Below are 23,590 nucleotides of genomic sequence, written 5' to 3'. Positions count from 1 at the left end.
CGGTCACAGCAAACTCGGTGTCCAGTTAAGAATTGCGCAGTGGTAAAGATTAGGAAATAGTGTTAGTCGTGGGCCAATAATTATGAAAACATCAATTATTTAGTAATTATTTAAGCAATCTATTACTAATAGCTTGCCGTTTTTTAGCCCTCTTGCTTGAAGTGGGTGCGCTCGCCATAGCACTTTCCGAATAATCTAGTGTAAGTACTCTTATACATATTATTCTAACGAAAAACCTTTAATAATAGTATGCATAATAATTTAAAATCTATAATGGTCCTAGTGCTTGCGACAGTTATAGGATAGGGCAGATGGAAGAATTCCCATGCCAGTCTTTCCATGCAGATATCAGGTATTCAATTAACAAGTCGATATCAGTAGATGGTCTATTGTTCGGGAAATAACATCTATGCTGCTTATGCGCTTTTCTGGCGTTCTGGGATCTAGAGCGAGCATCGTTGCAACTATGTGGAGGTAGTGTTGTGAAATCTATGTCCATGCCTTTTTTATAATTTGGCCACACTTTTTGTAATTCTTTTAACGTCTCCTTTTGGTCGCATGAAGGGTTCATGTAATCAAGGAAATGCCACACCAGCCATAGTTCAAATGCTGGATTTGACAGCGCAACGTGGACGCGATTTTTCTTTGCAAGGTGTTTGGCTTTTCTAACCTGTTCCGTTCTACCGTCCCAATCGAATACTGCCCAAACCTCGTCGTAGTAGCCTTCATCCACGCCTTTATGTAGGTCCCCTCTATTTGCCTTTATTGCTTCTTCTACGACTTCACTTGGATCTGATTTATCAGAATAAGGTTTTATCTGGATGCCAGATGTTCGTAATTCAGTATTTAAATATCGAAAATAAGCACGCTCCGTTTGTCCTTCACACGCTACAAAGATACGCGACGCCGGTTTCCGTTTTCTGCTTCTTCTTGTAGAGTCGAATCTCCTCTTCCTGGCCTGCATAGTTGAATTATCGCTTATTACGCAAAGGTAGGCAAATCGTCGATCAGGGGTACAGCTCCAAAGCGCCCACCAATATACATTTTTTCTGTATTTGCATCTCGTCTCGGATCAAAGTCAGTCAGCGGGTATAGGCTGGTAGCTCCGTTGGCATCTTTCTCAGTAAACCATATTTGATCCCTGTCTAATGCGTATCCTAGTCCGCCGAAATTTCCAAGTAGACTTATATCGTGAGTCGTAAATAAAATTTGAGCGTTGTTCGGATTGGATCGTTTAGACTGAAAGATATATACGAGCTGGCGCATTAAGGCAGGATGCAAGTCAGACAATTCGTCTATCCAGAAAGGCAATCCCTTTTTTAGGCAGGTGTATAAGCCTCCTGCGAGGTCCCACAAACTTAAAGTTCCAGCAGACTCATAATGCCAATCCAGGCGGACGGATTTAGATTGTTCGCCGTAATGATATAAGGCCGGATGCCTGTTCATCCTAAGCAGTTTATTTATTGTTGCATCATCTTGTTGCTTGTTGTCGCTCTCATTCATCATCTTATATAATTTTACTAATTCTTTTGGTGGATTTGTTGTTGGTGGTATTATTTCGATATTGCCGATGCCTAAATCAGATTTTTTTATTAGTTGTAATACCCATTTTTGGAATTCCTTATCGTTCTCAAATAGAGCAACGCTCAGACTAGGCGTATCGATGGCCTTGACCTGGCTATCTTCTGGTGGTACAAACCATTCATACGCATCTAAAATATCTTTATTATTCTCTTGAGCTGCTTTAGAAAGGAAGAGTGAATTTGGCCTTGTACTATCGACTATATGTTTTTTTGCTCCATGCATATACGACGAAGTTTTGATTATGTCGCGCTGTCCTTTCTCTGTTTGTCTGGAAAAGATTGTCTGAATTGATCTTCGTTTTCCAGCAGGATTTATTCGTAATAGCTCCTCGTTGGACACGTTGCCTTTGCGGTTAATTTCGAATCTATAACTATATTCTGATTTAGCTGTTGTAAATACGATTTCAGTCCGAAAAGGCTCTGACCTTGTTTGCTCTGATAAAGCGAAGAACGGGACGCGGATAGGCTGCCCAACAGGCCTTAGAGCGGATGTCGAAACTAGTTTTTTGACGAAAGAAAGAGCATGGAGGAAAGTAGATTTTCCTGATGCATTCGCGCCGTATATCACTGCAACTGGGGAAATATCATTACCGGCTAGTTCGTCATCAATTACAATACGACTTTCCATGCCGCTTTGATATCGCCTTAAAGAAAGGATTTGCTTTTCCTTAATTGAGCCATAATTTGCTACGCTGAAGCTGATTAACATAAGTTCTGGCGCCTTCCCTTATTTTTTTCATGCTAGCACAATAATGAAAAGTAAAGCGATTTTTCGCGAGAAACAGTGTTGTGTAGATTATATTAATGATACTGGCTCTTCCTAAATGTTTGCTTCTCCCAGCAGGAAGCATTTGTAATATAGAAATATATATATAAATATATCTTAACTGATGTTAGACATTCTGAGTATATAAGCTCGATAAGTTCTAAGTTCGTAAGTGATTAGAAAACAATACTAACAAATTAAAACTTGTGAATCTTATTGGAAAGAGATATTTGCTAATAAATGAGATAATGAATAAACTGCGCGACAGTTTGTCATAATACCGAGTCTTTTAAGTTTTGCTCTCGCTATATCTAATTACACATGGGGAAGCCTAATATTATAGCTTTGCAAAAAAGTGGACATTATAATCTTACTATACGAAATACAGACTCTAGTTAAACTGGTCTGCACCATGCTTCTGACGGGGTGCTATGCAAAAAGTGCTTATAGACCCCTTATTTCAGTAAGGGCTTGGAGTGTTTGTATTTAGGTTTCCACGCGTGGTGCAGGTATTGCGTTGGGTAGCATATCATCAAGTCAGCAACGAGGCTAAACAAACAATGTTTCTAGGGTCACCTTACACAATTGTGCATTGTTGCATGTGTGAAAGTTCAGCTTATATATGCAAGACAATTTAAGCTGTTCGGGTTTGGTAAAAAGAAGTCTGTGGTTCGGCAAGGAGTAGGCGGCCTTATTCGCTTACTGTTTATTCCGTCTGACTATATATTGAATTATACTTATGAAAATGCTCTGAAGCATAGCCGACAGTTCGTGCCCATGTTGCGCAATAAGTAGATTTACCGTAGTTAATTTAGCCTGCAAGCCCACGTCCGATAGACTTGTTTTTGTACAGATATCATCGTCGCGTAATGCGATTGCTTTGCCTTGGGACGAAGGCCTTGACGACTTCGGCCGTGTTTATGTATATTATAAATTCAACTTGGCAAGCATCCACGCAACGTTTTGGTCTGGCCGCTTCTGATTTCTTTTAACGGGCCTCTGAAGCGTTGACTACTCCGTGGCATAAGCAGGAGAGTGGCATGACTGGGTTGACCAGCGACCCCAAGCATGAGCAATCGACAGATACCGGCGTGATCCCGGCTGGAGGGCGGGGCCATGAGCAGAGGCGCAGCGTGAATGGCCCCGTCCTCAAGGACCCTTCTATAGTAGGTGTCGATCAGGTTGCCCTTGCCCTGAATGTTGACCCCGACCGGGGCCTGGATGAGGCCGAGGCGGCGCGTCGGCTGGACAGGTTCGGTCCTAATGAGCTGGCTGGAGCGCCTCCCGTTCCTGGATGGAGGAAGTTCCTTCAACAGTTCAAGGACCCCTTGGTCTATCTGCTTCTGGCAGCCACGGCCATTTCGTTGGTGGCCTGGGTGGTGGAACGCTCACATCCGGCATCAGGAGGCGGAGAGCCCCTGCCCTTTGATGCCATCGTCATCATGATCATCCTCATCCTTAATGCCGCCCTGGGGTACGCTCAGGAGGCTAAGGCCGAGCGGGCTGTGGATGCTCTGGCGAGCATGACGGCCCCGCACGCCTCGGTGCTGCGAGGCGGCCGGGTGGTCAGCCTGGAGACCAGCAGGATCGTGCCTGGTGATGTAGTAGTCCTGGCTGAAGGCGATTCGGTCGGCGCCGACGGAAGACTGTTCCAGGCCGCAGGTCTGCGCGTGGCCGAGGCATCGCTGACCGGCGAGTCGCTGCCGGTGGGCAAGCGGCCCGGTCGGCTTGACCAGCCCAAGGCTCTGGGCGACAGAACCAACATGGTCTTCAACGGCACCGCAGTGACCCAGGGGAACGGGCGCATGATCGTCACCTCTACTGGTATGGACACCCAGGTCGGGAAGATCGCCGACATGCTGGCTGATACCCAGGAGGAACCCACGCCCCTACAGAAGGAGATGGCCCGCGTCTCCAAGCTCCTCGGACTGGCCGTCTGCTTGATTGCCGCCCTGGTTTTGGCTGCTTTGGCCCTGATGGAAGGCTTTCAGACAACCCAGGATCTGATTGATTCCCTGCTCATGGCCGTATCCCTGGCCGTAGCTGCTGTGCCGGAGGGGCTGACGGCCATCCTGACTGTGGTTCTCGCCCTGGGCGTGCAGCGCATGGCCAAGCATCATGCCATCGTCAAGAAGCTCAGCTCGGTGGAGACCCTGGGATCGGCATCAGTCATCTGCTCCGACAAGACAGGAACTCTTACACGTAATGAAATGACCGTTGAACGGGTGGTCGTCCCCTCGGGGCAGGTCAGGCTCACTGGCACCGGGTACGCTCCGGAGGGAACCATGCAGCCGGTCGAGGCCAGTGGGTCAGATGATCAACAACTGACAGATACCATTGGTTCATCTCTGGCTGAGGCAGTGGAAGAGACCCTGATGGTCGGGGCCATCGCCAACGACGGAGACCTGCATTGGCAGCCGGTCGAGGCCGAACCTGATTCCCAGGCCCAGTCTGGATCCGGGCAGGGTCACTGGCAGAGCGTCGGCGATCCCACGGAGGTCTCTCTGATTGTCGCCGCTCGCAAAGTCGGCGCTGATGCCAAGGCTGACGGCTACCGTCGTTTGGCTGAGATTCCTTTCACGTCCGAGCGCAAGCTCATGTCGGTCCTGGCCGCTCCGCGTGACGGCAGCGAAGGGCAATCGCGCCTCTTCTGCAAGGGTGCTCCCGATGTGCTGCTCGGCCGGTGCGACCGGATTCTCGAAGACGGCCAGGTCAGGCCTATGACTAGCGCTGATCGGGAGAGGATACTCGCCCAGGTCAGCCATCTGTCCGGCGATGCCTACAGGACTCTAGGACAGGCTTTCCGGCCTGTATCCGGTCAGGAACTGTCGTCCCTGACCGAAGATGACGAGGGGGAGAGGCCGTCAAGCACGATTGGGACAGGCCAGACGGACCGTTTGTCTAAGGAGACTCAGCGTGCTTCCGCAGTTCTCCTGTCTGCGGACAAGGTATTCCAGGAGAGCGCCCATTTGGAAAGCGATTTGATCTGGGCGGGCATGGTCGGCATCATCGATCCGCCTCGGACTGAGGTCCGCCAGGCTGTGGCTCAGGCTCACAGTGCCGGCATCAGAACGATCATGATCACTGGCGACCATCCACTCACTGCGGCCAGGATCGCGGGTGACCTGGGCATCACCGAACCCGGCGGCCCCGCCTGCACCGGCGAGCAGCTGGATGCCATGGATGCGGACCAGCTTCGGGAGACCACCTCCAAGGTCTCCGTCTACGCTCGCGTGGCCCCCGAGCACAAGCTGAAGATCGTCGAATCGCTTCAGGACCAGGACAAGGTCGTGGCCATGACCGGCGACGGCGTCAACGACGCCCCTGCTGTAAAGGCTGCGGACATCGGCGTGGCCATGGGCATCACCGGGACCGAGGTCACCAAGGAGTCGGCCAAGATGATTCTGGCGGACGACAATTTCGCCACCATCGTCCAGGCTGTACGAGAGGGCCGGGGCATATTCGACAACATCCGCAAGTTCCTGCGCTACCTGCTCAGCTCCAACATGGGCGAGGTTTTCACGGTCTTCGGGGGCGTGGTTTTTGCGGGTCTTCTGGGCATATCGCAGCCCGGTGTGGCGGGCGTGACCGTGCCGCTCCTGGCCACTCAGCTGCTCTGGATCAACCTTCTGACCGATGCGGCTCCCGCCCTGGCCATGGGAGTGGACCCGCAGAGCGACGATCTGATGGGCCGTCCGCCCCGGTCCATCGACGACCGGGTGATTGACCGGAACATGTGGGTCGACATCGTCTATATCGGCCTGGTCATGGCCTTGGTGACCCTGATTGGCATGGACATGCATTTGAGTGGCGGTCTCTTCACTGACAGGTCGGTCCAGGCGATCGGCCATGAGGCGCAGATGCGTGAGGCGCGGACCATGGGCTTCACGATCCTGGTCTTCGCCCAGCTGTTCAACGCGCTGGCCTCACGCTCATCCCGGAGATCGGCTTTCCTGGGCCTGTTCGGCAATCTCTGGCTCTGGGGCGCCATCGGCGTCTCCATCCTTTTGCAGATGGCTGTGGTCTATCTGCCTTTCCTGGGCGAGGCCTTCGGGACTGTCCCCCTCCGGCCCCAGGCCTGGCTGGAATGCATCGTGCTGGCCTCTCTGGTCCTGGTCGCTTCTGAGCTGCGCAAACTGGCCATGTGGGCAGTCAGACGACTGCGGGCGTGACCCTTTCGCCCTCCCGGTTCCCTGTGTAGTGCTGCCGATCGGGGGGGGGGGAGGGTAATCCGCTTTGACGCTATACGGCTGTTGGTACGCTCGATACCAGCCTAGGAAGGCCGCCCAGGCCGATTGCCTTGACTGCTTTGTGACGAAAGTGCCCTCCCCTCAGGTAGAGGAGAGCCTCTACGCTGCTCAGTGCTGCTGCATCTGCGCTGTCGACGGTTTTGGCGCCCCTGCAGTCGCCAAGGTCTTGCATATCGAATCATTCAGGAGCGATGGGTGCTATTTGACTCAAACTGTGGTTTGTCGGAAATCTTATCTTGAAGCCTAGGTATGCATCTTGGTGGCATTGATTGTGTTTGTTGTGTGGTTGTTTGTTGGCGGTGTGTGGTTGGTCCGGCTGGGGTCTGGTTGTGGTTTGTAGGGTTGTTGGGTGTGGTGGCGGCTCCGTCGTGTTGGGGGTGGCGGGGCCGCCTGTTGGCCTGGGTCCTGTTGGGGGTGTGGCCCGGGCTGCTTACTCGTGTGAAGTGTTTGTTTGGGTTTGTTGTCGTCGGTTTTTGGCGGCTGCGGCGGCTCCTGCGGCGAGCAGTCCTGTGGCGAGCAGGAGGAGCATGCCGTTTCCTCCGGTCAGGGGCAGGCTGGCGATGGACAGGTACCGGTAGGTGTTGCTTGTGTCGGTTTCCTGTGGTATGCCGTCCTGGGTCCAGTCGATGGCTGCGGGGACGGGGCCTGGCGTGTAGGCGGGCGTGGTGGCGTTCCAGGTGCCGTCGGGGTTGGGCGCCAGGTTTTTGCCGGCGGCAAGGCAGGCGCCTCGCCACCGGGTCTGGTCGAAGCAGATGCTGGTGGCTTGTGGTTTTCCGGGGAAGCCGACCGGTCCTGGCCGGCTGGCCGGCCAGGCGTTGGAGGGTTCGCGTCCCAGCTGGCCGTAGTAGTTGTATCCCCAGGTGTAGAGGCTGCCGTCGGAGCCTAATGCTGCGGAATGGTTGAAGCCTAGGCTGGCCTGTTTCCAGGTGAATCCGTCTGGCGCGCCTTGGGGCTTGCCGACCTGGGTCGGCGTGTGCTTGTCGACCTGGGTGCCGTCGCCCAGCTGGCCGTCGCCGTTGCTTCCCCAGGTGTAGAGGCTGCCGTCGGAGCCGATCGCCGCGGAATACCACCTGCCTAGGCTGGCTTGTTTCCAGGTGAATCCGTCTGGCGCGCCTTGGGGCTTGCCGACCTGGGTCGGCGTGTGCTTGTCGACCTGGGTGCCGTCGCCCAGCTGGCCGTAGTGGTTGCCTCCCCAGGTGTAGAGCTGGCCGTCGGAGCCTAAAGCTGCGGAATGGTTGAAGCCTAGGCTGACCTGCGTCCAGGCGAACCCGTCGGGAACGCCTTGGGGCCTGCCGACCTTGACTGGCCTTGCCTGGCTGCTGGTGGTGCCGTCGCCCAGCTGGCCGTTGAAGTTGTACCCCCAGGTGTACAGGTTGCCGTCGGAGCCGATGGCCGCGGAATGCTGGTCGCCCAGGCTGACCTGCGTCCAGGCGAACCCGTCGGGAGCGCCTTGGGGCTTGCCGACCTTGACTGGCGTGCTGCTGCTGGTGGTGCTGCCGTCGCCCAGCTGGCCGTAGTTGTTCCTTCCCCAGGTGTAGAGGCTGCCGTCGGATCCGATGGCCGCGGAATGCTGGTCGCCCAGGCTGACCTGTGTCCAGGTGAATCCGTCGGGAGCGCCTTGGGGCTTGCCGACCTTGACTGGCGTGCTCCGGCTGGTGGTGGTGGTGCTGCCGTCGCCCAGCTGGCCGCTGCTGTTGTTTCCCCAGGTGTAGAGGCTGCCGTCGGATCCGATGGCCGCGGAATGAAAGCCGCCTAGGCTGACCTGTTTCCAGGTGAATCCGTCTGGCGCGCCTTGGGGCTTGCCGACCTTGACTGGCCTGTTCTGGTCGGTGGTGGTGCCGTCGCCCAGCTGGCCGCTGCTGTTGTTTCCCCACGCGTACAGGTTGCCGTCGGAGCCGATGCCTGCGGAATGGCTGCTGCCGAGGCTTATCTGGCTGAAGCGGATGCCGCGCGGCGTGGGCGGGGTCAGGGTGACCTTGGTGCCGCCGGCCTCGGGTCCTTGGGCGGGGCTGATGGTCCAGTGCTGCGTGTCCGTCCTGGTCCACCGGGCGGTCAGGGTGATGTTATGGGTAACGGGCTGGGTGAAGTCGTAGGCCACATTGTCTTGGAACCAGCCGTCGAACAGGCAGCCGTCGGCTTTCGGGTCCGGCTGGGGGCGTTCCGCCTGCCCGTCCTGGGTGACGGCCTGGCTGGGGGGCATGCCCGTGGGGGCGGGGCAGGCGCTGTCCTTGGAGGTGAAGCCGACCTGGTGTTCGGGGGCGATGAACGTGTATTGCAGGTGCGCGTCCGGCTGCGGCCCGTTCCTGTTCCAGACGACGGTCACGTCCACGGCCCCCGGGGCATGCTTGGGCGTGGACGCCTGCCAGGTGCCGTCAGGGTTAGGCGTGATCCTCCCCGTGGCCTTGGCCTGGCCGAACAGGACACTGGTGGGCGTGGCGGCGCCAGGGAAGACGACCACGCCCGGCCTGCCCTGTGGCGTGGCTTCGGTGACGTCACGTCCGAGCTGGCCAGGGTTGTTCTCGCCCCAGGTGTACAGGTTGCCGTCCGAGCCGAACGCTGCGGAATGATACCTGCCTAGGATCGCGTATTTCCAGGTGAACCCGGCGGGCGCGCCTTGGGGCTTGCCGACCAGGGTCGGTGTGCTCCTGTCGTTGGTGGTGCCGTCGCCCAGCTGCCCGTACTGGTTCCATCCCCAGGTGTAGAGCTGGCCGTCCGAGCCGAACGCTGAGGAATGAGAGTTGCCTAGGCTGGCTTGTTCCCAGGTGAACCCTGCTGGCGCGCCTGCGGGGTTGACGACCTGGACCGGCCTGTAGCTGTCGTTGGTGGTGCCGTCGCCCAGCTGCCCGTTGAAGTTCAATCCGCAAGCATAGAGGCGGCCATCGGAGCCCATGGCCGCAGAGTGCCAGCCGCCTAGGCTGGCTTGTGTCCAGGTGAATCCGTCGTGTGCGCCTTGGGGCTTGTCGACCACGCCCGGCCTGTTTCGGTCGGTGGTGGTGCCGTCGCCCAGCTGACCATTGCTGTTCCATCCCCAGGTGTAGAGGTTGTTGTCCGAGCCTATGGCCCCGGAATGGCGGCCACCTAGGCTGGCTTGTGTCCAGGTGAATCCGTCGGGTGCGCCTTGGGGTTTGCCGACCAGGGTCGGCGTGTTCCGGTCGGTGTTGGTGCCGTCGCCCAGCTGGCCGTAATAGTTCCATCCCCAGGTGTACAGGTTGCCGTCCGAGCCGATGCCTGCGGAATGATACCAGCCAATGTCGACTTGTTTCCATGTGAACCCGTCGGATGTGCCTTGGGGCTTTTCAACTTGGACTGGCCTTGTCCGGTCGGTGTTGGTGCCGTCGCCCAGCTGGCCGTAGTTGTTGCTTCCCCAGGCGTAGAGCTGCCCGTCCGAGCCCATGGCCACAGAATAATAGTCGCCTAGGCTGACTTGTGTCCATGTGAATCCGTCGGGTGCGCCTTGGGGCTTTTCAACTTGGACTGGCCTTGTCCGGTCGGTGTTGGTGCCGTCGCCCAGCTGGCCTTCGCCGTTGTATCCCCAGGTGTAGAGGTTGCCGTCGGATCCGATGGCCGCGGAATGCATGTAGCCTAGGCTGGCCTGGCTGAATTTGATGCCGCGCTGTGCTGGCGGGGTGAGGGTGAGATTGGCGCCTCCGGCTGCGGGCCCTTGGGTGGGGCTGATGGCCCAGTGCTGGGTGTCTGCCTTGGTCCATCGGGCGGTGAGGGTGATGCTGCCGGTGACGGGCTGGGTGAAGTCGTAGGCGATGTCGCCTTGGAACCAGCCGTCGAACGCATACCCGCCCCTGGACGGGTCGGGGCTGGGCCGGCTGGCCTGGCCACCGTCGGGGATGGTCTGCTGGTCGACGCTGCCGCCGCCTGCCGTGTCGAAGCTGACCGTCCGGACTGCGGGGGACCGGGCCTGGGCTGTGGCAGCATCGCCGGAAGTGCCGCGCGTGGGTGATGCAGGCGTCAGGGTCGTGTGGCTCAGGGGCGAGAACGTGGCCAGCGGGGATGATGACGGGGCTGCGGTCAGCGTGCTGCCAGCGGCGTCGGGCTGCCGGCTATCCGGGCGGGGGGCTTCGGGGTCCTGCTTCCCGGCGTTTTCCAGGGTGGCGGGTGTGGCTGCTTCCGATGGGCTGCTGGATCCTCCGGCCAGGGCAGGAGCGCAGGACAGGGCCAGGAGGATGGCCAGAGCGGCGGCCGCCAAGCTCGGACGCTGACGCATAATAGAAAAACCCTCTTTTCCGCAGAGTTGCAACCGTGCCCTGGACCCCCCCTGGCCGGGCTGTGGCCGCGCGCCGGGGACAGCCCGGCCGTGCCTATCACCGTACCACGCGCACCAACACTCTCCCAGTCCGAGGGTGTCGCCAGGACGAGCGAAGTGCCGTGCCCTCCTTGCACCCGCATTCAAGAGAGCCATGGCCGCTAAAAGTGCACCTCTGCAGCCGTCGTTGGCAACGATCAGTGCAAATCGCTGAACAACGCTGCTGCCGCAGGCTCCGGCTTGCCTGATGCCGCGCAATTCAGCTACGAGGACCTTCCTGAGTACCAGATAAAAAAATGTAAAGGGTCTCAGCAAGGACTATGCCAGAGGCACTTGGTCTTCGTAGGCCATCAGCGGCGGCATCTGCGGTCTGCCCATGGACCCCGGCCCAATGGCTCTGTTCTGCAACAAGGAGGTTCTCGACAGGGCGGGAGTGGGGGAGCCTCCGAGGACCTGGGATGAATATTACGAAGCTGCCAGGAAGACCAAAGCAGCTGGTTCGTACATCGAGGCCGACGCGGGCGATGCAGGCTTCTTCAAATCCATGATCCGGGCATTCGGAGGCTACCCCTATAGCGCCTCAGACGATGGGCGGAATGTCACCATCAACCTGACAGGCGACAAGGGGACCCAGAGGTTTATCGACTACTGGCAGAAGATGTCAGAGAGGATCTTGTCGATAAGAAGCTTTCCGTCTGGTCCGACGAATGGAATCACAGCCTGGCGACTGGTCGACGGCTGCCCTGCTCAGCTGAGCGTGGATACTGCCGAATCTTGTGTCCTCAGCTCCTCGGACGGCCGGAGAATGGCGGGTGGTGCCCATGCCTGTCTGAAAGGCAGGGGAGAAGCACAATTCAGAGAATGGCGGTTCCGTCCTAGCGGTGATCGACAAGGCATCCAAAGCTGACGTTGCCTATAAGTTCATAGAATATGCGTCCCATGACCTTGGCGCCATCAATCTAAGGGTCGGCGCGGGAACGTTTCCGGCCGACTACAAGACTCTGGCGGATAAGGATTTCCTGAACTCAACCACCGCCAAAGACGGTGAAGGCAAACCCATTGCATACTTCGGAGGGCAGAAGATCAATGAAGTGCTGGCTCAGGCTTCGAAAAACGCAGATCCGCATTTCAGGAATATAATTTTCAGCGTCTATGCCAGCCGCGTTTTCCGGTGACCATATCTCCAAGGCATACTATGGCGAAACGTTTTTCAGAGGCGGTAAACGATTAGTATGCCAGGGATCAGGGCTTCCAAGTGCGATGGCACCTTTCTGTCGCCGGAAAGGGGCGGCGGGCATCTGAAATGGATGGGCTCCTGCTGCCGGACTCGCGGTCAAGCGGTCGGCAAGTAATGCGCTGGTGTCCTTATGTGATATCAGCATCATCGGCAGCCTGATCGCCTTAATCCTCCTGGTTGCCGCCTGCCGTCCGCTGCAGAAATACCGGCAATTAGAATCACTTCATGAACCTTCGAAGAGCAGACAGGACGGAAGCCGCGGCACTGCCCCTGTGCTGTGAGTCGGCCTTCAGTCAGCGGCGCGTGGTGTCCCGCTCGGCCAGACGATAGCCAGTCCGTCAACACCTGCGGGCCAGCATCGTATCCCTCAATACGTGCTATCGGCGGCTCTACAGCCATCAGCGCATACTTCGCAATAAAAGAATCGACGGTGGTGAGCGGGGGCGATGAATAGCGGGATTCACGGGTGTTGTCGAAACAGACGACCTGAACCCGTCCCGGTACTGCGATGCTGATGTCCCAGTCGGCGGGGAGGCCATGGTTCTGCAGAGCCGGAAGGCATCCATGGAGCAGCAAGTCGGTATTGCGGTCACGTGAGCGCGCGATGCATTCCGGCATGAGACCGGGTTCGGCGCTGTCGCGCACATAGTGGTCGGCCGAAGCCATGATCATGGCGATCCGAGCCTTGGAATGCCGTGCAAGCCAGCCGGCGGCGTATCTGGCCGCCTCGATGTTGGGCATCATGATTGCATCCAAGCTGCGATCGCTGAGGCAATCCCCGGCCAGGGCAACCGGATGATCCTGCTTGAGTCTGCCCGCCTTGCAAAGAACGGTTGCGTCGCAAATAATATCCAGACATCGGCGTTCAGCTGGTAGGTTTCTTTGATGGCCACATCTCGGATGGCCGTCCGATTCCCTGCCGCCATGTGTCCGCCGCCGTATGGTTCAGGCCGCCGGCCGTCGGCATTCGCAGTTTTTGCCCTATTTGACACATCCTTGGAGAGTTGCTTCTTTCAGTTTGGGAAAGTTTTTTTGAGAAAGAATTCTCTCAAAATGACGTCAGCGGCCCGATGGCAACGATAGTTGGTTGTTTGCAAGGGAAACCAAGCAAGAACTAAAGGCTGCGCAGAGAATGACGGCAAGATCGTTTTTAACGGGTATCGCTGCACAGTTCTCTATGAAATCATTGGTTCTGATGCCCATTGCAGTAGGAATCAATGTCGTCGGCAGTACGCTGAGCTCGACATTGAAGCTTCCGCTCTTCCTGGATATGGTCGGGACCACGGTCATCGCCTGCCTGCCAGGCTCCTGGGTTGCAGCCTTGTGCGGGTTGCCCACCAATGTCTTTTGTCCCTGGCCGCCAACTCCGTCTACCTGCCTTATGCCTACATGGTCAAGGCTGGTCTTTTCAAGAAGACGTGGGACTCAATGCTTGTCTGGCTGGCCTGCGCCCTTGTCGATGCGATCACCGTCTCTCTGGTGACGGTGATCGCATATGGAGGCGCTACAGACGTAAACGGTATATCCGTCCTGACGGCCGCCCTGGTGGTTGCTATGAAGAACATCGTCGTTTCGGTGGTCTCCTCTTCCATGGGGAGAATCTTGTCGACAGCGGCAAAGAAGAATTGGACGACATTGATGAGGATGATGATACCGCTGAAGATCCGGCTGAATCGCCCCTAGGCCTTTCCGCGACAACATCCGGCCGCACCTCCCAGGGAAGGAAGGCTGATGTGGCCTTCCTGGCTCTTGGCGGTCGACCAGGCAACCAAGGCGGCGGGTCGCGATCATGGGTGAACCCAACCGCCAACCTGCTCAATGTGGCTGTGTCGAGGGCCAAGCGTCGCATCTAGTCATAGACAACCTGGCTGACTGGCGGCAAGGCACTTATACGTCGAGAATCGCCAAAGACCTGCCTGCAGGAGGCAAGTAGATTCCGCTGCCTGGTTTCTATAACGGGCATGGGCATAATCCCATCCCCGCCATCGGAGGTGGCGGCCTCTAAGCCGATTCGTGTTTCGGTTTGGCTCCAAGACGCTCTCAGTAGACGGGCCGGTCGGATCCTTCTGTGGTGGGGTCAGCTATTCCCAGGCTGTCATTCGCGCCGATGGCCGGGTCCTTGACGATACGCAGGATCAGGTCGGCTGCGCTCTTCCTGGATCCGGATACCCCCTTGAAGGTCTCGTCCCGCTTTGTGGTGACATATCGGACCTCGTCGCGGTTCGTCAGCCAGCACAGGCGGAGGGTGGTGTAGTCGAGGCCTGATTCTCTCAGAAGGCGGTCGGAGGCTGCGGCGGTGGGTAGACCCCTGCCGACCATCTCCGCGTTCCATCTGCCAAAGGCCCCCGGGACCTCGCCATAGATGCCGGCGACGTTGGCGAAGATGACGCGGCCCACCTTATTGGCCTTCATGGAGGCTATCACGTTGCGGGTCATGGCGTTGTCGGGGTCGTGGTCGACGACGTCCACGAAAACCAGGTCCTGTCCCTTCATGACGGCATCGATGTCTCTCCGGTTTTCCAGGTCGACCTCGGCCACGGTCACACGGGGGTTGGCCCCGAGCCTGCGGAGACGGTCGCTCTTTCTCAGTCCCAGGGTGAGTGTGACATTTTTGAATTCCGGTTCGGACAGGATGCGGTCTTCGACGATGCGGGCTATCTGTCCGTATGCTGCAAGAATAAGCAGGTTCATGGTTTTCCTTTCCTTGTCACTCTTCATTGTTCAGCCCGGGGCCGGTGCTGAGAGGCAATGACCGGATGCCACAGCCTTGTCGTGCCGGTGATCGGCGCAGCCTACTTTCCTAGCATGACTGCCTGCAAGTGCTGAGCCTGGTCCTTGCTCTGGGCGATGCCGACGAGATTGAGCCCGAACCGTCTGGCCACGCGGTCCAAGGTGCCGTAAGTGGCGTTGATGGCCCTGGTCTGGTCACTGTCCGACCCCTGTACGATCAGGTAGAGGTCGGCTCCTTTGAGATCATCGTTGACATCGACGTGGTCGATGAAGGTCTTCAGGTATCCGGACATGTTGGACCAGTAGACGGGCGTGCCGATGACAATCACATCCGCTCCTTTGAGCTGTTCCCAGACGCGGTTGAAGTCCCCGTCGCCCTGCCCGACCTGAGGGATGTGGTATTCAGCCAGGTTGACCTGTTTGTAGTCCTGACCTCCCATCAGTTCCTTGACCAGGGAGGAGGTGTTCCCGTCGACATTCCGGCTGGCGTTGAGGAAGACTTTCTTGGTTGCGGCTCCTATGTGCCGCGGTTTGGCGTATGCCCGCCCGGCTTTATCCCCGCCCAGCATGGCGGCTCCTTCCTGGGTCCTGACCCTGGTCTGGTCCAGTGCCGAAGATGGTTCCAAGGCCGCATAGCAGATCAAAGCCCCGAGTCCCAGACCCAGCAGCAGGGCCACCGCCAGTGTGGCTAGGGCCTTCCAACGATTCTTCGCCATTTGTGAGCCTTTCTCCCTGGATGGTTGAATGGTATTGCTTCAACCCGGCTTGAAGGCAAATCGCCTTACACTAGCAGCTGAAGGAGTCCATGGCATCACCAGCAAACCGGTCATATGGATTCTGCACAAGATGCATCCGAATATCATGGTCAACTGTTTCTGTCTTCTGATGAACACCGCTCGGCTACATTGTTCTTCTTATTTATGCGCCGCTGCTGTCCGCTAGCTGGCCGCGCAGTGGCTCTCTATGGCACATGCAGGTCCTTACCCCCCCCCCCTCCCATGATTAGCGCTCGGACATAACTAAATTTTTGCTGGTTTATTAGATTGTGGCCATATCCGGCAGGTTGGATTGGTCTGCGGATAATCCGACCTTCCATGGTCGATAGACCCCGTCGGCCGGGTGGCGTTGCGCCATAGCCCGCGCAACACACCTGAGGGGCTGGCTCAGAAGACGTGCCATGGCCCGCACGTTGCGTCAAAGTTTATTCGTGTGTTTGCCCCTCTCAGCCAGGCGGGCCGTCTGCATGAAGTCCAACTCTGATTCCAGGACATGCGCTGCGTCCTCCCTGCGGTCCTGGCATATCCGGCCATGGCCTTTGACGGTCTTGCCATCGAACAGTCACAGGCGCTCCGCAGCACCCGCTCATCCATTTCCCCGATCAGACAAGCGTGGCAGGCCCCTCGGAACCCGCCAAACGCAGTCAATGAACAAGAGGTGGGGGTTCTGGTGCGCTCTTCGCCTGTGTGAGCAGACGCAAAACCCGTATTCTTGGCTTGCAGCCTGCCGCGAGGGCGATGCGGCAAGACCGGTTTCCCCTCATCGGAGGGCCATTCTTATGGCTTGCTTTGAGGGGGTGTTGTGAGTGAAGGCGTAAAGCAGGACCGAGATCAGCAGGATGCAAATCCGCTAAAGATCCGACTGTGATTGAGCAACCAGGCATGAAGGCCGGCATGCTCAAAAAGCTGTAGGCTCCAGCCTTTGTCTGCATACAGACTGTGACGGCTAAGCTAGAAGGCTCGGAGCATTCATGATGGTCACCAGCGCTTTCATAGGCGCCCCTTCCCTGGCCAAGGCCAAGCAACAGTTATAGCAGGGAGAATGCAATAGCCTCCCGCCGCAAACGGCGACATGACAACACCATGGGCTACATATTGCTCGCCGATTCTGCTTAAAGTGCATAACCGGCACCCCATACTCCTAAGGTGTCCCCCCGTGGGACTCGAACCCACAACCCACGACTTAGGATATTGGGGACGAGTAAGCGGAGAATGACATGGGCGGAAATCGAACTGATGACTATGATTATTGGCTTCAGCCTTATGGGGCCTGTACGATAACTTGTTATTGACGCACCGTAGTGATTCGCCGGCCATGCCGGCTTTTTTATGCGTATGGCAAGGAGAGCCGGCATGGAGTTTCTGAAACACAGGCAACCGCCGTCTGAGAGGGTGGGGCGCGTGGATGATCGGGTGTCTTCATTGCGGGCTCATGACGATACTTCTGCGACCGTGGAGCACCGGTAATATCTGGTTACGCAGTTTGCTCTTTACATTGGAAAGAACCCGAGGACGTGCAGACCCAGGACATCATATCCTGGCTGACCAGGGGATCTCCACGAGTTTAATCAGATCCGACGTCAACTCCCTTAGATCCTTCTATGGTTGTTTGCATAAGGAAGAGGTAATAACGAACAATCCCATGGAGGGCGTTCCCACAGTCAAGCGAAGAAGGAAGAAACAGAAGCCCGTCCCGCAGGCGGCTGTTGATCGGAGATTGAACCATGTTGATTCCCGGGTGCGGCTCCTGATCAGGCTGTTCTGTGAAGCGGGGCTGCGAAGATCCGAGGCCATAGCCGCCAGGACGGGTGACCTCATGGAGGACCTGGCCGGTATGAGTCTGCTGGTCCATGGCAAGGGCGGCAATGACAGGATGCTGCCCCTGAGTGATGGGCTGGCCCGGGAGCTGTCAGCTCCTTCATGCGGGTAATTCTTTCCGGGCGGGCATAAAGGCCATATCTGCTCCGACACGGCCTACGCGCTGGTCAAGAAGGGAACAGGGTGGCCGCCTCACTTCTTCAGACGACGGTTCGACACGGACTTGTGGGAGGCTACGGGGGATGTGGTCAAGGTGCAGTCGCTCCTTGGCCACGAGTCTCTGGCGACGACATAGGCCTATGTCTATGACAGCACCGACGATCTCAGGCAGGCGGTCGATGACATGCTCTCATACCGGAGCCATAAAGGGGGCGCGTGTGGTGCAGCCCGAGAAGATCCTGGAGGTCTATGGGCTGCCCATACCCCTGATCGACAGGATACTGGCAGGAGAGAATAACGAATACTTGCAGGACCCGCTATTCTGCTGACTAGGGCAGTTCCAGCTTGGTCAAAGGTTATGGCCGGCTTGGAGGCCGGAGGTCGAGTACCTGGTCTCCAGATCTTTCACTGTGCTTTCGCTTGCCCCATAGCGGATGGAGGCCAGGTCCTCCCGGATCTGCTTGTGCAGGCTTGCGAGGCGTTTCCTCTCCGGATCGGGCAGCTCCGGGTGGGACTCCTGGTCGATGACCGCATCGAGGCGTTCGTGCAAGGTCAGGGTCAGTCTCTCCTGACGATTTTTCGCGGCCGACACATAAGAGGGGCGGGAGCCGGGAATCTGGCTGACGTCGTCGGGGATGTGCATGCCTTGGATGATAGGGTGCGGTCAGATCCTTCGGGTGCATATTTTTCCACGGCGTAGGGTTGGTCGGCTTTCTGAAGGGAGGAGAAAACGCACCAGGAATATTCGCTTGGCTGCAAGACCGGGGGCTTCCACGCCTATGGGACTGTTTGCAGCATATATTTGCAGCACACTTTGATCATGGTCAGAATACTGCGGAGCACCTTGAAGCACAGGGTCGAACCCGAGGAGCTGGCATACGCCATCGTCCTGGAGCAGGACTACATCGAGGTGTTTGCCGACACCGCAGCAAACGGGGAGGCCGTCATCTTCCATGCGATGACGGCCCAGGACCCGTGGAGGATCTAAGACACATACCTAAGGAGCAACCTATGAGCGAGCTGAAGGTGGGCCGGCCCTGCAGAGGGGGGGGCGTTCGGACAATGACGACCTGGAGGGTCCGCACACCCGAGGACCTGGATGAGCGCGCCAAGGCCCAGGCCACGAAGGAGCATCTTCCGCTGTCGGTCTTGGTCCGGAAGGCCATGAATGCCTACCTGCAGCAGTCCGCCGCCTGACACCCACACCAACACCTGGCCCTGCAAGCGACCCTGCTGTGGCTCGTGGACGAAACGGACAGGTACAGCAAAGGGCCGTCCGCGCCTTACAGGACGACCCGTGGAACCGGACGGTCCAACTCATGCTCAAAGCAACCTCGGTTAGGGCCGACGGCGCCATGATGATGTGCTACCTTGCGTTGTCGCTATGCAAACGGGCCGCCACCGTCTTGCGTCCACCCGGTACGCGGCCCACACTTGCTGCACATTCTCGGTTGATTCGCGCTAGGCTATCAGGCAGGCACGAACCCTGTGGCCGCCTCCTCCTTGTGCTTCAACTCTTCACCCAATCGTTCTAGGCCTTCGATAGTTTCATGCTTCTCTTTCTGGGAATTTCCCGGTTGCACCCCGTTTTCCGCTCATACAGGGCGAACCTGTAGCTGACAGGAAACGAGGGTGACAATGATTCCCGTAGGAACGGGGTGCAACCGGCGGATCGGCCGCGACCAACCGGCCGACTTCGTGGCACCGGCCACGGCTATGGCCGCCGCCTTACGGGCCGTGCCCGGAGCCAGATGCCGGAGCCGACCCGTCCAGGCATTTGCTTCTCCTGGCAGCTTCATTGATGATTCCCTTCCGCTGCTATGAAGGGGACGGCCATTATGGTCGCCCACAAATAACGCCGGCAGGATGGGAACCGTCCAAAGCAACCAGTCCCGCCGGCAAATTCTCAATCAATCAGCCAATACCACAAGCCTGACCCTTCTGACATTGGCTCGGTCGGCTATGTTGTTGCACCCAACTATTCCAATCGAATCCACCACTTCCTCCGCCTTGAGGTGTTGCGGGGGCAGGCGCGGAGTTGCCGCCTCTGCCGCCGGGGTTGTATGAGGGCCGGCGGGAGGGCGTGTAGCCTTGCCGCCCTCGGCTGGTGGAGGGGACCGAACGTTGCTGGGCGGGCATCGAACGCCGGGCCGGCTGCCGAGCGGCCTGGGCTTGCTGTTGGGCGGCCTGGTCGGCCTGGCTCTTCTGCTGGATGGACGCTTTCACCTGGTCCATGGCCGACTGCAGGGCGCCGGCCGCGTCCTGGTAGTCCTTGGCCCTGCCGCCCTTGGCTTGGTCGGCCTGGTCGATGGCCTGCTGCAGGCCGTCGCGGGTGGCATTGTCCGCCACCTTCCCGTCGGAATCGCTTAGGAGTTTCGACGCCTCATCCTTTTTCGCGTTCAAGGCCGCCGTTGCGTCATCCAGGCTTTTCGCATTACGGGAGGCCAGCACCGCTTCGGCAGCCTTGTTCGCGCTCCGGTACTGGTCGTCGAGTCTCTTCGCCTTGTCGGTCGTGGCCCGCAGGTCTCCTGTGGACATGGATGCCTCGCATCTGAGCGCCTGCGGCCTGACGTTCTTCATGTCCCTGACGGTCTTCTGCATGGCCGTCACGGTTCTCGCGTCCCTGACCTGATCCGCCTTCACCGCCACGGCCTGGCGGTAGTCGGAGGAGGATCCCGCGGCCTGTTTCTCAGAACCCTCCAGGGTGTGCACCTGACGCGAGCATGATGCCAGGGTCCGGTCGTGGCTCCTGCCCGAGGACACCCTCCAGGCGATCAGACCGGCTGCCACCAGCACCACCACGACGACCACCGCCGCCACGGGGATCAGCCACTTCGGGCGCGGTTTCCTCGCCGGCTCCGGATCGCCCGCGGGCTCGATGGTCGGCGGCAGACTATCCTCGTCCGGCTCCGGATGCCCCCTCTGCGGCGCTTGGTCGCCGGATTCATCGACATTGGCCAGGGTCGCCGTCTCCCGGTCATCCTCTTCCCCGCTCATTATCCACTCCTCCTGTTGACGCGTATAGGGGTTTCCGCATCACCAGCTTAAGATACCCGGTCCCTCGCCACGGGCGATCCCAGGTGACGCTCTCGGATCCGACTCCACGCCGACATGGACACGATGCGACCGCGCGGGGCCGGGTGGGGTCGTCGTCCTCCTGGGTCGGTCACGTTTACTTGTCTGAACGTATGGGAGGCTTCCGCGTAGGCCCTGAGGCGTCGTGCTGTTCTCCGGGCCCCAGGCATGAAGAGGCGCCGGCAGGGTCGAGGGGGTTGCTTTGCTGATGCCTTCATGGGCCTCCCTTGAAAATTAAAGGGGAGGAGATCGGGGAAGAATGATCGGATGACGGCTGTGGGCCGATATCAAGGCGGGGTGAACCCGCCGTCATGGTGGGTCGAAATGTCTGTGTTTTTCGCCGGTTTCCTGCGCCGGCAGCTCGCTGTCCGAATCTGTAGCGCCGTGAGGTCAGGCTGTCTATCGAAGTATGCGCCGGGGCGGCAAGGGGAAAAGAGACCGCCCCGGCTTGTCCGCCACGAGGATCCGTGACGGCGTAACAGCGGAGGAGCCGAGATGAGGGGATCAAGTCCGCTTCCCCGCGCATCATCTCGTCCGCGTCGGCCAGGATGCAGGCGGGAAGAATGAGGCATCGGCAGCGGGAAGGAGCCCGTCAGCCGACGTGTCCAGCCATCCCCGAGGTGAGGGTGGCGCCTCTGCCGGGCCGAGATAATAGAGGCAACTAGAGATAGGAGGTTACCAAAGAAGTTTGAGAAGGAAGTGCTCAAGGGTGCGCCGCGCCCTCGGCGGGCGCGGAGCGGATGCGGTCAGCGGGGCTGCTCGTACCATTGGTTGGCCTGGTTGTTGGGCATGGCTTGATTGTTGGGGTATTGGACCGGCTTGTACCGGGAGGGCCAGCACAGGATGAACAGCTGGCAGACCACGGCGGCCAGGAGCATGAACATGCCGGGGATCATGGATCCCCTGGGCTCGTCGCCTTCAATCATGGCCATGAGCGTGTTGGCCAGGAGGATCAGGGCCAGGATATTGAACAGGTAGGGCACGACCACCAGCCAGCCGGGTAGGAGCAGGTCGTGCAGCCGCCGCATCTCCAGGGCGATGGAGGGGATGATGCACGCCAGGCCCCACAACAGGGGGATGATGGTCAGGGCGCCGCTGTGGAACAGGCCGCCCAGGCAGCCGGACATGAAGGCGTACCAGATGTTGAACACCCAGATCTCCTTGCGGCTGGCCCGCCCCCGGGCGCGCGCGTACAGGCGGAACGGCCGTTGCAGGCATTCACGCAGGGTCGCGTCGGGCATGGCGTCCTCGCCGCGCATCAGGTCCGTCCGGGCGGGGCGGTTCTCGAACAATGCAATCATGATTGATATGGTCCTTTCATGCGGACCTTCTGTTGGGCCGCGAACAGTTGTTGTTGGAATAGGGGACGGAGCGGGCGGCGGCCTGATGAAGGGGCAGAAGGCCGCCGGGCTTCCGCCGGGCCCGTCCGGGAGAGGGAAGAGGAAGAGCCCCGGGCGGGAGGAATCAGGGGGTCCGCGCCCTTTCAAGGGCGCGGATCATGCATGCTCAGCGGGGCTACCCGTACCGCCGGCCGTCGGGGTCGTCCTGATCCTCGCCAAGGGCGTGGGTCCGGACGGGTTGGGCGTAGGCGGCATACAGGTCTTCGCGTCCCTGGGCGTCCCGGCGGATCATCCAGAGCATGAGGCCGCCTGCCAGCAACCGGTCCCGCCGGCACATTCTCAATCAATCAGCCAATACCACATACTCCAGCCGAATTACAGGCTTCTCCATATGGTTTTTGGTTCTTGAGTCTCTCGCGCCAGTTTGAAGTGTCTTCTTGTGTTGCTGGCGCGGGTGCTGCGGGGGCTGGCGCGGATCCGCTGCCATGGTTGTATGCGGGCTGGTGGGAGGGCGTGTAGCTTTGCCGCACCCGACTAGTAGAGGGGGCCGGGCGTTGCTGGGCGGGCGCCGGACGCCGGGCCGGCTGCTGGGCGGCCGGAGCCGCCTGGGCTGGCGGGGCGGCCTGGCCGGCTTGGTTTTTCTGTTGGATGGACGTGTTCACCTGGTCCATGGCCGACTGCAGGGCTGCGGCCGCGTCCTGATAGTCCCTGGCTTTGTTGCCTTTGATGCTGCCGGCTTGGCTGATGGCCTGCTGCAGGCTGTCGCGGACGGCGTTGTCCGCCACTTTCCCGTCGGAGTCGCTCAAAAGCTTTGACGCCTCGTCCTTCTTCGCGTTCAAGGCCGTCTTCGCGTCCTCCAGGCTTTTCGCATCACGGGAGGCCAGCACCGCCTTCGCGGCCTTGTCCAGGCTGCGGTAGACGTCCTCGGTCATTTCCGCCTTGCCGGCCATGGCCTGCAGGTCGCCTGCGGGCATGGACGCCTGGCATGTGAAGGCCTGGACTTGGGTGTGCTTGGCCTTCCCGACGGCCTTGGCCAGGTCCTTCACGGTCTTCGTGTCCTTGACTTGCTCCTCTTTCACGGCGAAGGCCTGGAGGTAGGTGGAGGCGGCCGCTTCGGCCTGCTGCTCCGAATCTTTCACGGCGCGCACCTGCCGGGAGCACTGCGCCAGGGCCTGGTCGTGGCTCCTGTTCGAGGACGCCTTCCAAACGGCCAGGCCGGCCACGGCCAGCACGGCCACGACCACCAGGATGATCGCCGGCGCCAGCCACTTGGGGCGGGGCCTGCCTGCCGGGCCCGAACCGCCCCCAGGCTCTATGGCCGGAGGCAGGCCATCACCACCCGGCTGCGGATCATCCTCCTGCGGAGGCCGGCCGCCGGATCCGCCGGCATCAGCCGGACCCCTGGTCTCCTGGTTGTCCTCGTCCCTGCCCATGATTCTCTCTTCCTGTCGAATACATAGGGTTTCCTATATCACCAGCTTAAATACCAAGACCCGTGCTACAGCAAGCCGCGTGCATGTTCAAATATTCTTGCCTCAATGAGGCAGCTTTTCCGGTGATAAAACTTGGCTGTTGGTCGCCGGTCTCCACTGGTCCTG

At 58.8% G+C, this 23,590-nt stretch carries 19 protein-coding genes and 1 pseudogene; 9 read left to right on the top strand and 11 right to left on the bottom strand.

The features are described 5' to 3' along the window. Positions 1 to 295: 295 nt before the first annotated feature. Together GYM67_RS08770 and GYM67_RS08765 are read right to left on the bottom strand one after the other, a co-directional pair. Positions 296 to 964 carry an RloB family protein gene (locus GYM67_RS08770; RefSeq protein ID WP_220236490.1) on the bottom strand — a complete coding sequence of 223 codons (669 nt, stop codon included), beginning with the start codon at positions 962 to 964 and terminating at the stop codon, positions 296 to 298. A 17-nt stretch (positions 965 to 981) separates the two neighbouring features. Further along, positions 982 to 2,292, bottom strand: coding sequence for an AAA family ATPase (locus GYM67_RS08765; RefSeq protein WP_220236489.1), 1,311 nt, complete (start codon positions 2,290 to 2,292; stop codon positions 982 to 984). Positions 2,293 to 3,389: 1,097 nt separating this feature from the next. Between GYM67_RS08765 and GYM67_RS08760 the strand changes: the two genes are divergently transcribed. Then, positions 3,390 to 6,521, top strand: a complete 3,132-nt coding sequence (locus tag GYM67_RS08760) for a cation-translocating P-type ATPase (RefSeq protein WP_220236488.1) — start codon at positions 3,390 to 3,392, stop codon at positions 6,519 to 6,521. A gap of 508 nt (positions 6,522 to 7,029) precedes the next feature. Here the strand turns inward: GYM67_RS08760 and GYM67_RS08755 are convergent. After that, positions 7,030 to 10,818 carry an RCC1 domain-containing protein gene (locus tag GYM67_RS08755; protein ID WP_220236487.1) on the bottom strand — a complete coding sequence of 1,263 codons (3,789 nt, stop codon included), beginning with the start codon at positions 10,816 to 10,818 and terminating at the stop codon, positions 7,030 to 7,032. 388 nt (positions 10,819 to 11,206) lie between these two features. On the opposite strand from GYM67_RS08755, the gene GYM67_RS08750 reads away from it, so the two are divergent. Together GYM67_RS08750 and GYM67_RS08745 are read left to right on the top strand one after the other, a co-directional pair. Continuing rightward, the gene (locus GYM67_RS08750; protein ID WP_309485631.1) at positions 11,207 to 11,764 is read left to right on the top strand and encodes an extracellular solute-binding protein; all 558 of its coding nucleotides are present in this window, start codon (positions 11,207 to 11,209) and stop codon (positions 11,762 to 11,764) included. Next, positions 11,739 to 12,032 carry a hypothetical protein gene (locus GYM67_RS08745; protein ID WP_220236485.1) on the top strand — a complete coding sequence of 98 codons (294 nt, stop codon included), beginning with the start codon at positions 11,739 to 11,741 and terminating at the stop codon, positions 12,030 to 12,032. The genes GYM67_RS08750 and GYM67_RS08745 overlap by 26 nt, the downstream gene beginning before the upstream one ends. Before the next feature lie 206 nt (positions 12,033 to 12,238). Here the strand turns inward: GYM67_RS08745 and GYM67_RS08740 are convergent, their stop codons facing one another. Next, positions 12,239 to 12,838 (bottom strand): substrate-binding domain-containing protein, encoded by a 600-nt coding sequence (locus GYM67_RS08740; protein WP_220236484.1) that lies wholly within the window; start codon positions 12,836 to 12,838, stop codon positions 12,239 to 12,241. Positions 12,839 to 13,226: 388 nt separating this feature from the next. On the opposite strand from GYM67_RS08740, the pseudogene GYM67_RS09475 reads away from it, so the two are divergent. Further along, positions 13,227 to 13,710: pseudogene (locus GYM67_RS09475) on the top strand (ECF transporter S component); the annotation flags it as partial. Between the two features lie 9 nt (positions 13,711 to 13,719). Further along, positions 13,720 to 13,947 carry a hypothetical protein gene (locus GYM67_RS09315; RefSeq protein WP_258561494.1) on the top strand — a complete coding sequence of 76 codons (228 nt, stop codon included), beginning with the start codon at positions 13,720 to 13,722 and terminating at the stop codon, positions 13,945 to 13,947. 187 nt (positions 13,948 to 14,134) lie between these two features. Here the strand turns inward: GYM67_RS09315 and GYM67_RS08730 are convergent, their stop codons facing one another. Continuing rightward, a complete protein-coding gene (locus tag GYM67_RS08730; RefSeq protein ID WP_220236483.1) occupies positions 14,135 to 14,785 on the bottom strand; it encodes an NAD(P)H-binding protein in 651 nt (216 codons plus the stop codon). 101 nt (positions 14,786 to 14,886) lie between these two features. Further along, positions 14,887 to 15,540, bottom strand: coding sequence for a flavodoxin family protein (locus tag GYM67_RS08725; RefSeq protein WP_220236482.1), 654 nt, complete (start codon positions 15,538 to 15,540; stop codon positions 14,887 to 14,889). 1,669 nt (positions 15,541 to 17,209) lie between these two features. On the opposite strand from GYM67_RS08725, the gene GYM67_RS08720 reads away from it, so the two are divergent. Both GYM67_RS08720 and GYM67_RS09470 read left to right on the top strand, forming a co-directional pair. Continuing rightward, positions 17,210 to 17,530, top strand: coding sequence for a site-specific integrase (locus tag GYM67_RS08720; protein WP_220236481.1), 321 nt, complete (start codon positions 17,210 to 17,212; stop codon positions 17,528 to 17,530). Positions 17,531 to 17,557: 27 nt separating this feature from the next. After that, a complete protein-coding gene (locus GYM67_RS09470) occupies positions 17,558 to 17,713 on the top strand; it encodes a tyrosine-type recombinase/integrase (protein WP_220237483.1) in 156 nt (51 codons plus the stop codon). Positions 17,714 to 17,926: 213 nt separating this feature from the next. Here the strand turns inward: GYM67_RS09470 and GYM67_RS08710 are convergent, their stop codons facing one another. Further along, positions 17,927 to 18,220: a hypothetical protein gene (locus GYM67_RS08710; RefSeq protein WP_220236480.1), complete on the bottom strand. Its 294-nt coding sequence runs from the start codon at positions 18,218 to 18,220 to the stop codon at positions 17,927 to 17,929. A gap of 177 nt (positions 18,221 to 18,397) precedes the next feature. Between GYM67_RS08710 and GYM67_RS08705 the strand changes: the two genes are divergently transcribed. After that, a complete protein-coding gene (locus tag GYM67_RS08705) occupies positions 18,398 to 18,565 on the top strand; it encodes a hypothetical protein (protein ID WP_220236479.1) in 168 nt (55 codons plus the stop codon). A 23-nt stretch (positions 18,566 to 18,588) separates the two neighbouring features. Beyond that, positions 18,589 to 18,774, top strand: coding sequence for a hypothetical protein (locus GYM67_RS08700; RefSeq protein ID WP_220236478.1), 186 nt, complete (start codon positions 18,589 to 18,591; stop codon positions 18,772 to 18,774). 717 nt (positions 18,775 to 19,491) lie between these two features. On the opposite strand, the gene GYM67_RS08695 is transcribed toward GYM67_RS08700, so the two are convergent. The 4 genes from GYM67_RS08695 to GYM67_RS08680 form a co-directional block, all read right to left on the bottom strand. Then, positions 19,492 to 20,574: a hypothetical protein gene (locus GYM67_RS08695; RefSeq protein ID WP_220236477.1), complete on the bottom strand. Its 1,083-nt coding sequence runs from the start codon at positions 20,572 to 20,574 to the stop codon at positions 19,492 to 19,494. 824 nt (positions 20,575 to 21,398) lie between these two features. Next, positions 21,399 to 21,953 (bottom strand): DUF805 domain-containing protein, encoded by a 555-nt coding sequence (locus GYM67_RS08690; RefSeq protein ID WP_220236476.1) that lies wholly within the window; start codon positions 21,951 to 21,953, stop codon positions 21,399 to 21,401. Positions 21,954 to 22,167: 214 nt separating this feature from the next. After that, positions 22,168 to 22,329, bottom strand: a complete 162-nt coding sequence (locus tag GYM67_RS08685) for a hypothetical protein (protein ID WP_220236475.1) — start codon at positions 22,327 to 22,329, stop codon at positions 22,168 to 22,170. A 10-nt stretch (positions 22,330 to 22,339) separates the two neighbouring features. After that, on the bottom strand, positions 22,340 to 23,425 hold the full coding sequence (locus GYM67_RS08680) for a hypothetical protein (RefSeq protein ID WP_220236474.1): 1,086 nt from the start codon (positions 23,423 to 23,425) through the stop codon (positions 22,340 to 22,342). Positions 23,426 to 23,590: the final 165 nt, after the last annotated feature.

Source organism: Bifidobacterium asteroides (genome assembly GCF_019469425.1).
GTDB classification, from domain to species: Bacteria; Actinomycetota; Actinomycetes; order Actinomycetales; family Bifidobacteriaceae; genus Bombiscardovia; species Bombiscardovia asteroides_I.
Note: the sequence above shows the minus strand (reverse complement) of the source record. Positions and strands in the feature narration are given on the sequence as shown.

Coding starts and splice junctions, on each gene's coding strand:
- GYM67_RS08770 (WP_220236490.1), bottom strand. CDS start 964: ATGCAGGCCAGGAAGAGGAGATTCGACTCTACAAGAAGAAGCAGAAAA.
- GYM67_RS08765 (WP_220236489.1), bottom strand. CDS start 2,292: ATGTTAATCAGCTTCAGCGTAGCAAATTATGGCTCAATTAAGGAAAAG.
- GYM67_RS08760 (WP_220236488.1), top strand. CDS start 3,390: ATGACTGGGTTGACCAGCGACCCCAAGCATGAGCAATCGACAGATACC.
- GYM67_RS08755 (WP_220236487.1), bottom strand. CDS start 10,818: ATGCGTCAGCGTCCGAGCTTGGCGGCCGCCGCTCTGGCCATCCTCCTG.
- GYM67_RS08740 (WP_220236484.1), bottom strand. CDS start 12,838: ATGATGCCCAACATCGAGGCGGCCAGATACGCCGCCGGCTGGCTTGCA.
- GYM67_RS08730 (WP_220236483.1), bottom strand. CDS start 14,785: ATGAACCTGCTTATTCTTGCAGCATACGGACAGATAGCCCGCATCGTC.
- GYM67_RS08725 (WP_220236482.1), bottom strand. CDS start 15,540: ATGGCGAAGAATCGTTGGAAGGCCCTAGCCACACTGGCGGTGGCCCTG.
- GYM67_RS08710 (WP_220236480.1), bottom strand. CDS start 18,220: ATGCACATCCCCGACGACGTCAGCCAGATTCCCGGCTCCCGCCCCTCT.
- GYM67_RS08705 (WP_220236479.1), top strand. CDS start 18,398: ATGGTCAGAATACTGCGGAGCACCTTGAAGCACAGGGTCGAACCCGAG.
- GYM67_RS08700 (WP_220236478.1), top strand. CDS start 18,589: ATGAGCGAGCTGAAGGTGGGCCGGCCCTGCAGAGGGGGGGGCGTTCGG.
- GYM67_RS08695 (WP_220236477.1), bottom strand. CDS start 20,574: ATGAGCGGGGAAGAGGATGACCGGGAGACGGCGACCCTGGCCAATGTC.
- GYM67_RS08690 (WP_220236476.1), bottom strand. CDS start 21,953: ATGATTGCATTGTTCGAGAACCGCCCCGCCCGGACGGACCTGATGCGC.
- GYM67_RS08685 (WP_220236475.1), bottom strand. CDS start 22,329: ATGTGCCGGCGGGACCGGTTGCTGGCAGGCGGCCTCATGCTCTGGATG.
- GYM67_RS08680 (WP_220236474.1), bottom strand. CDS start 23,425: ATGGGCAGGGACGAGGACAACCAGGAGACCAGGGGTCCGGCTGATGCC.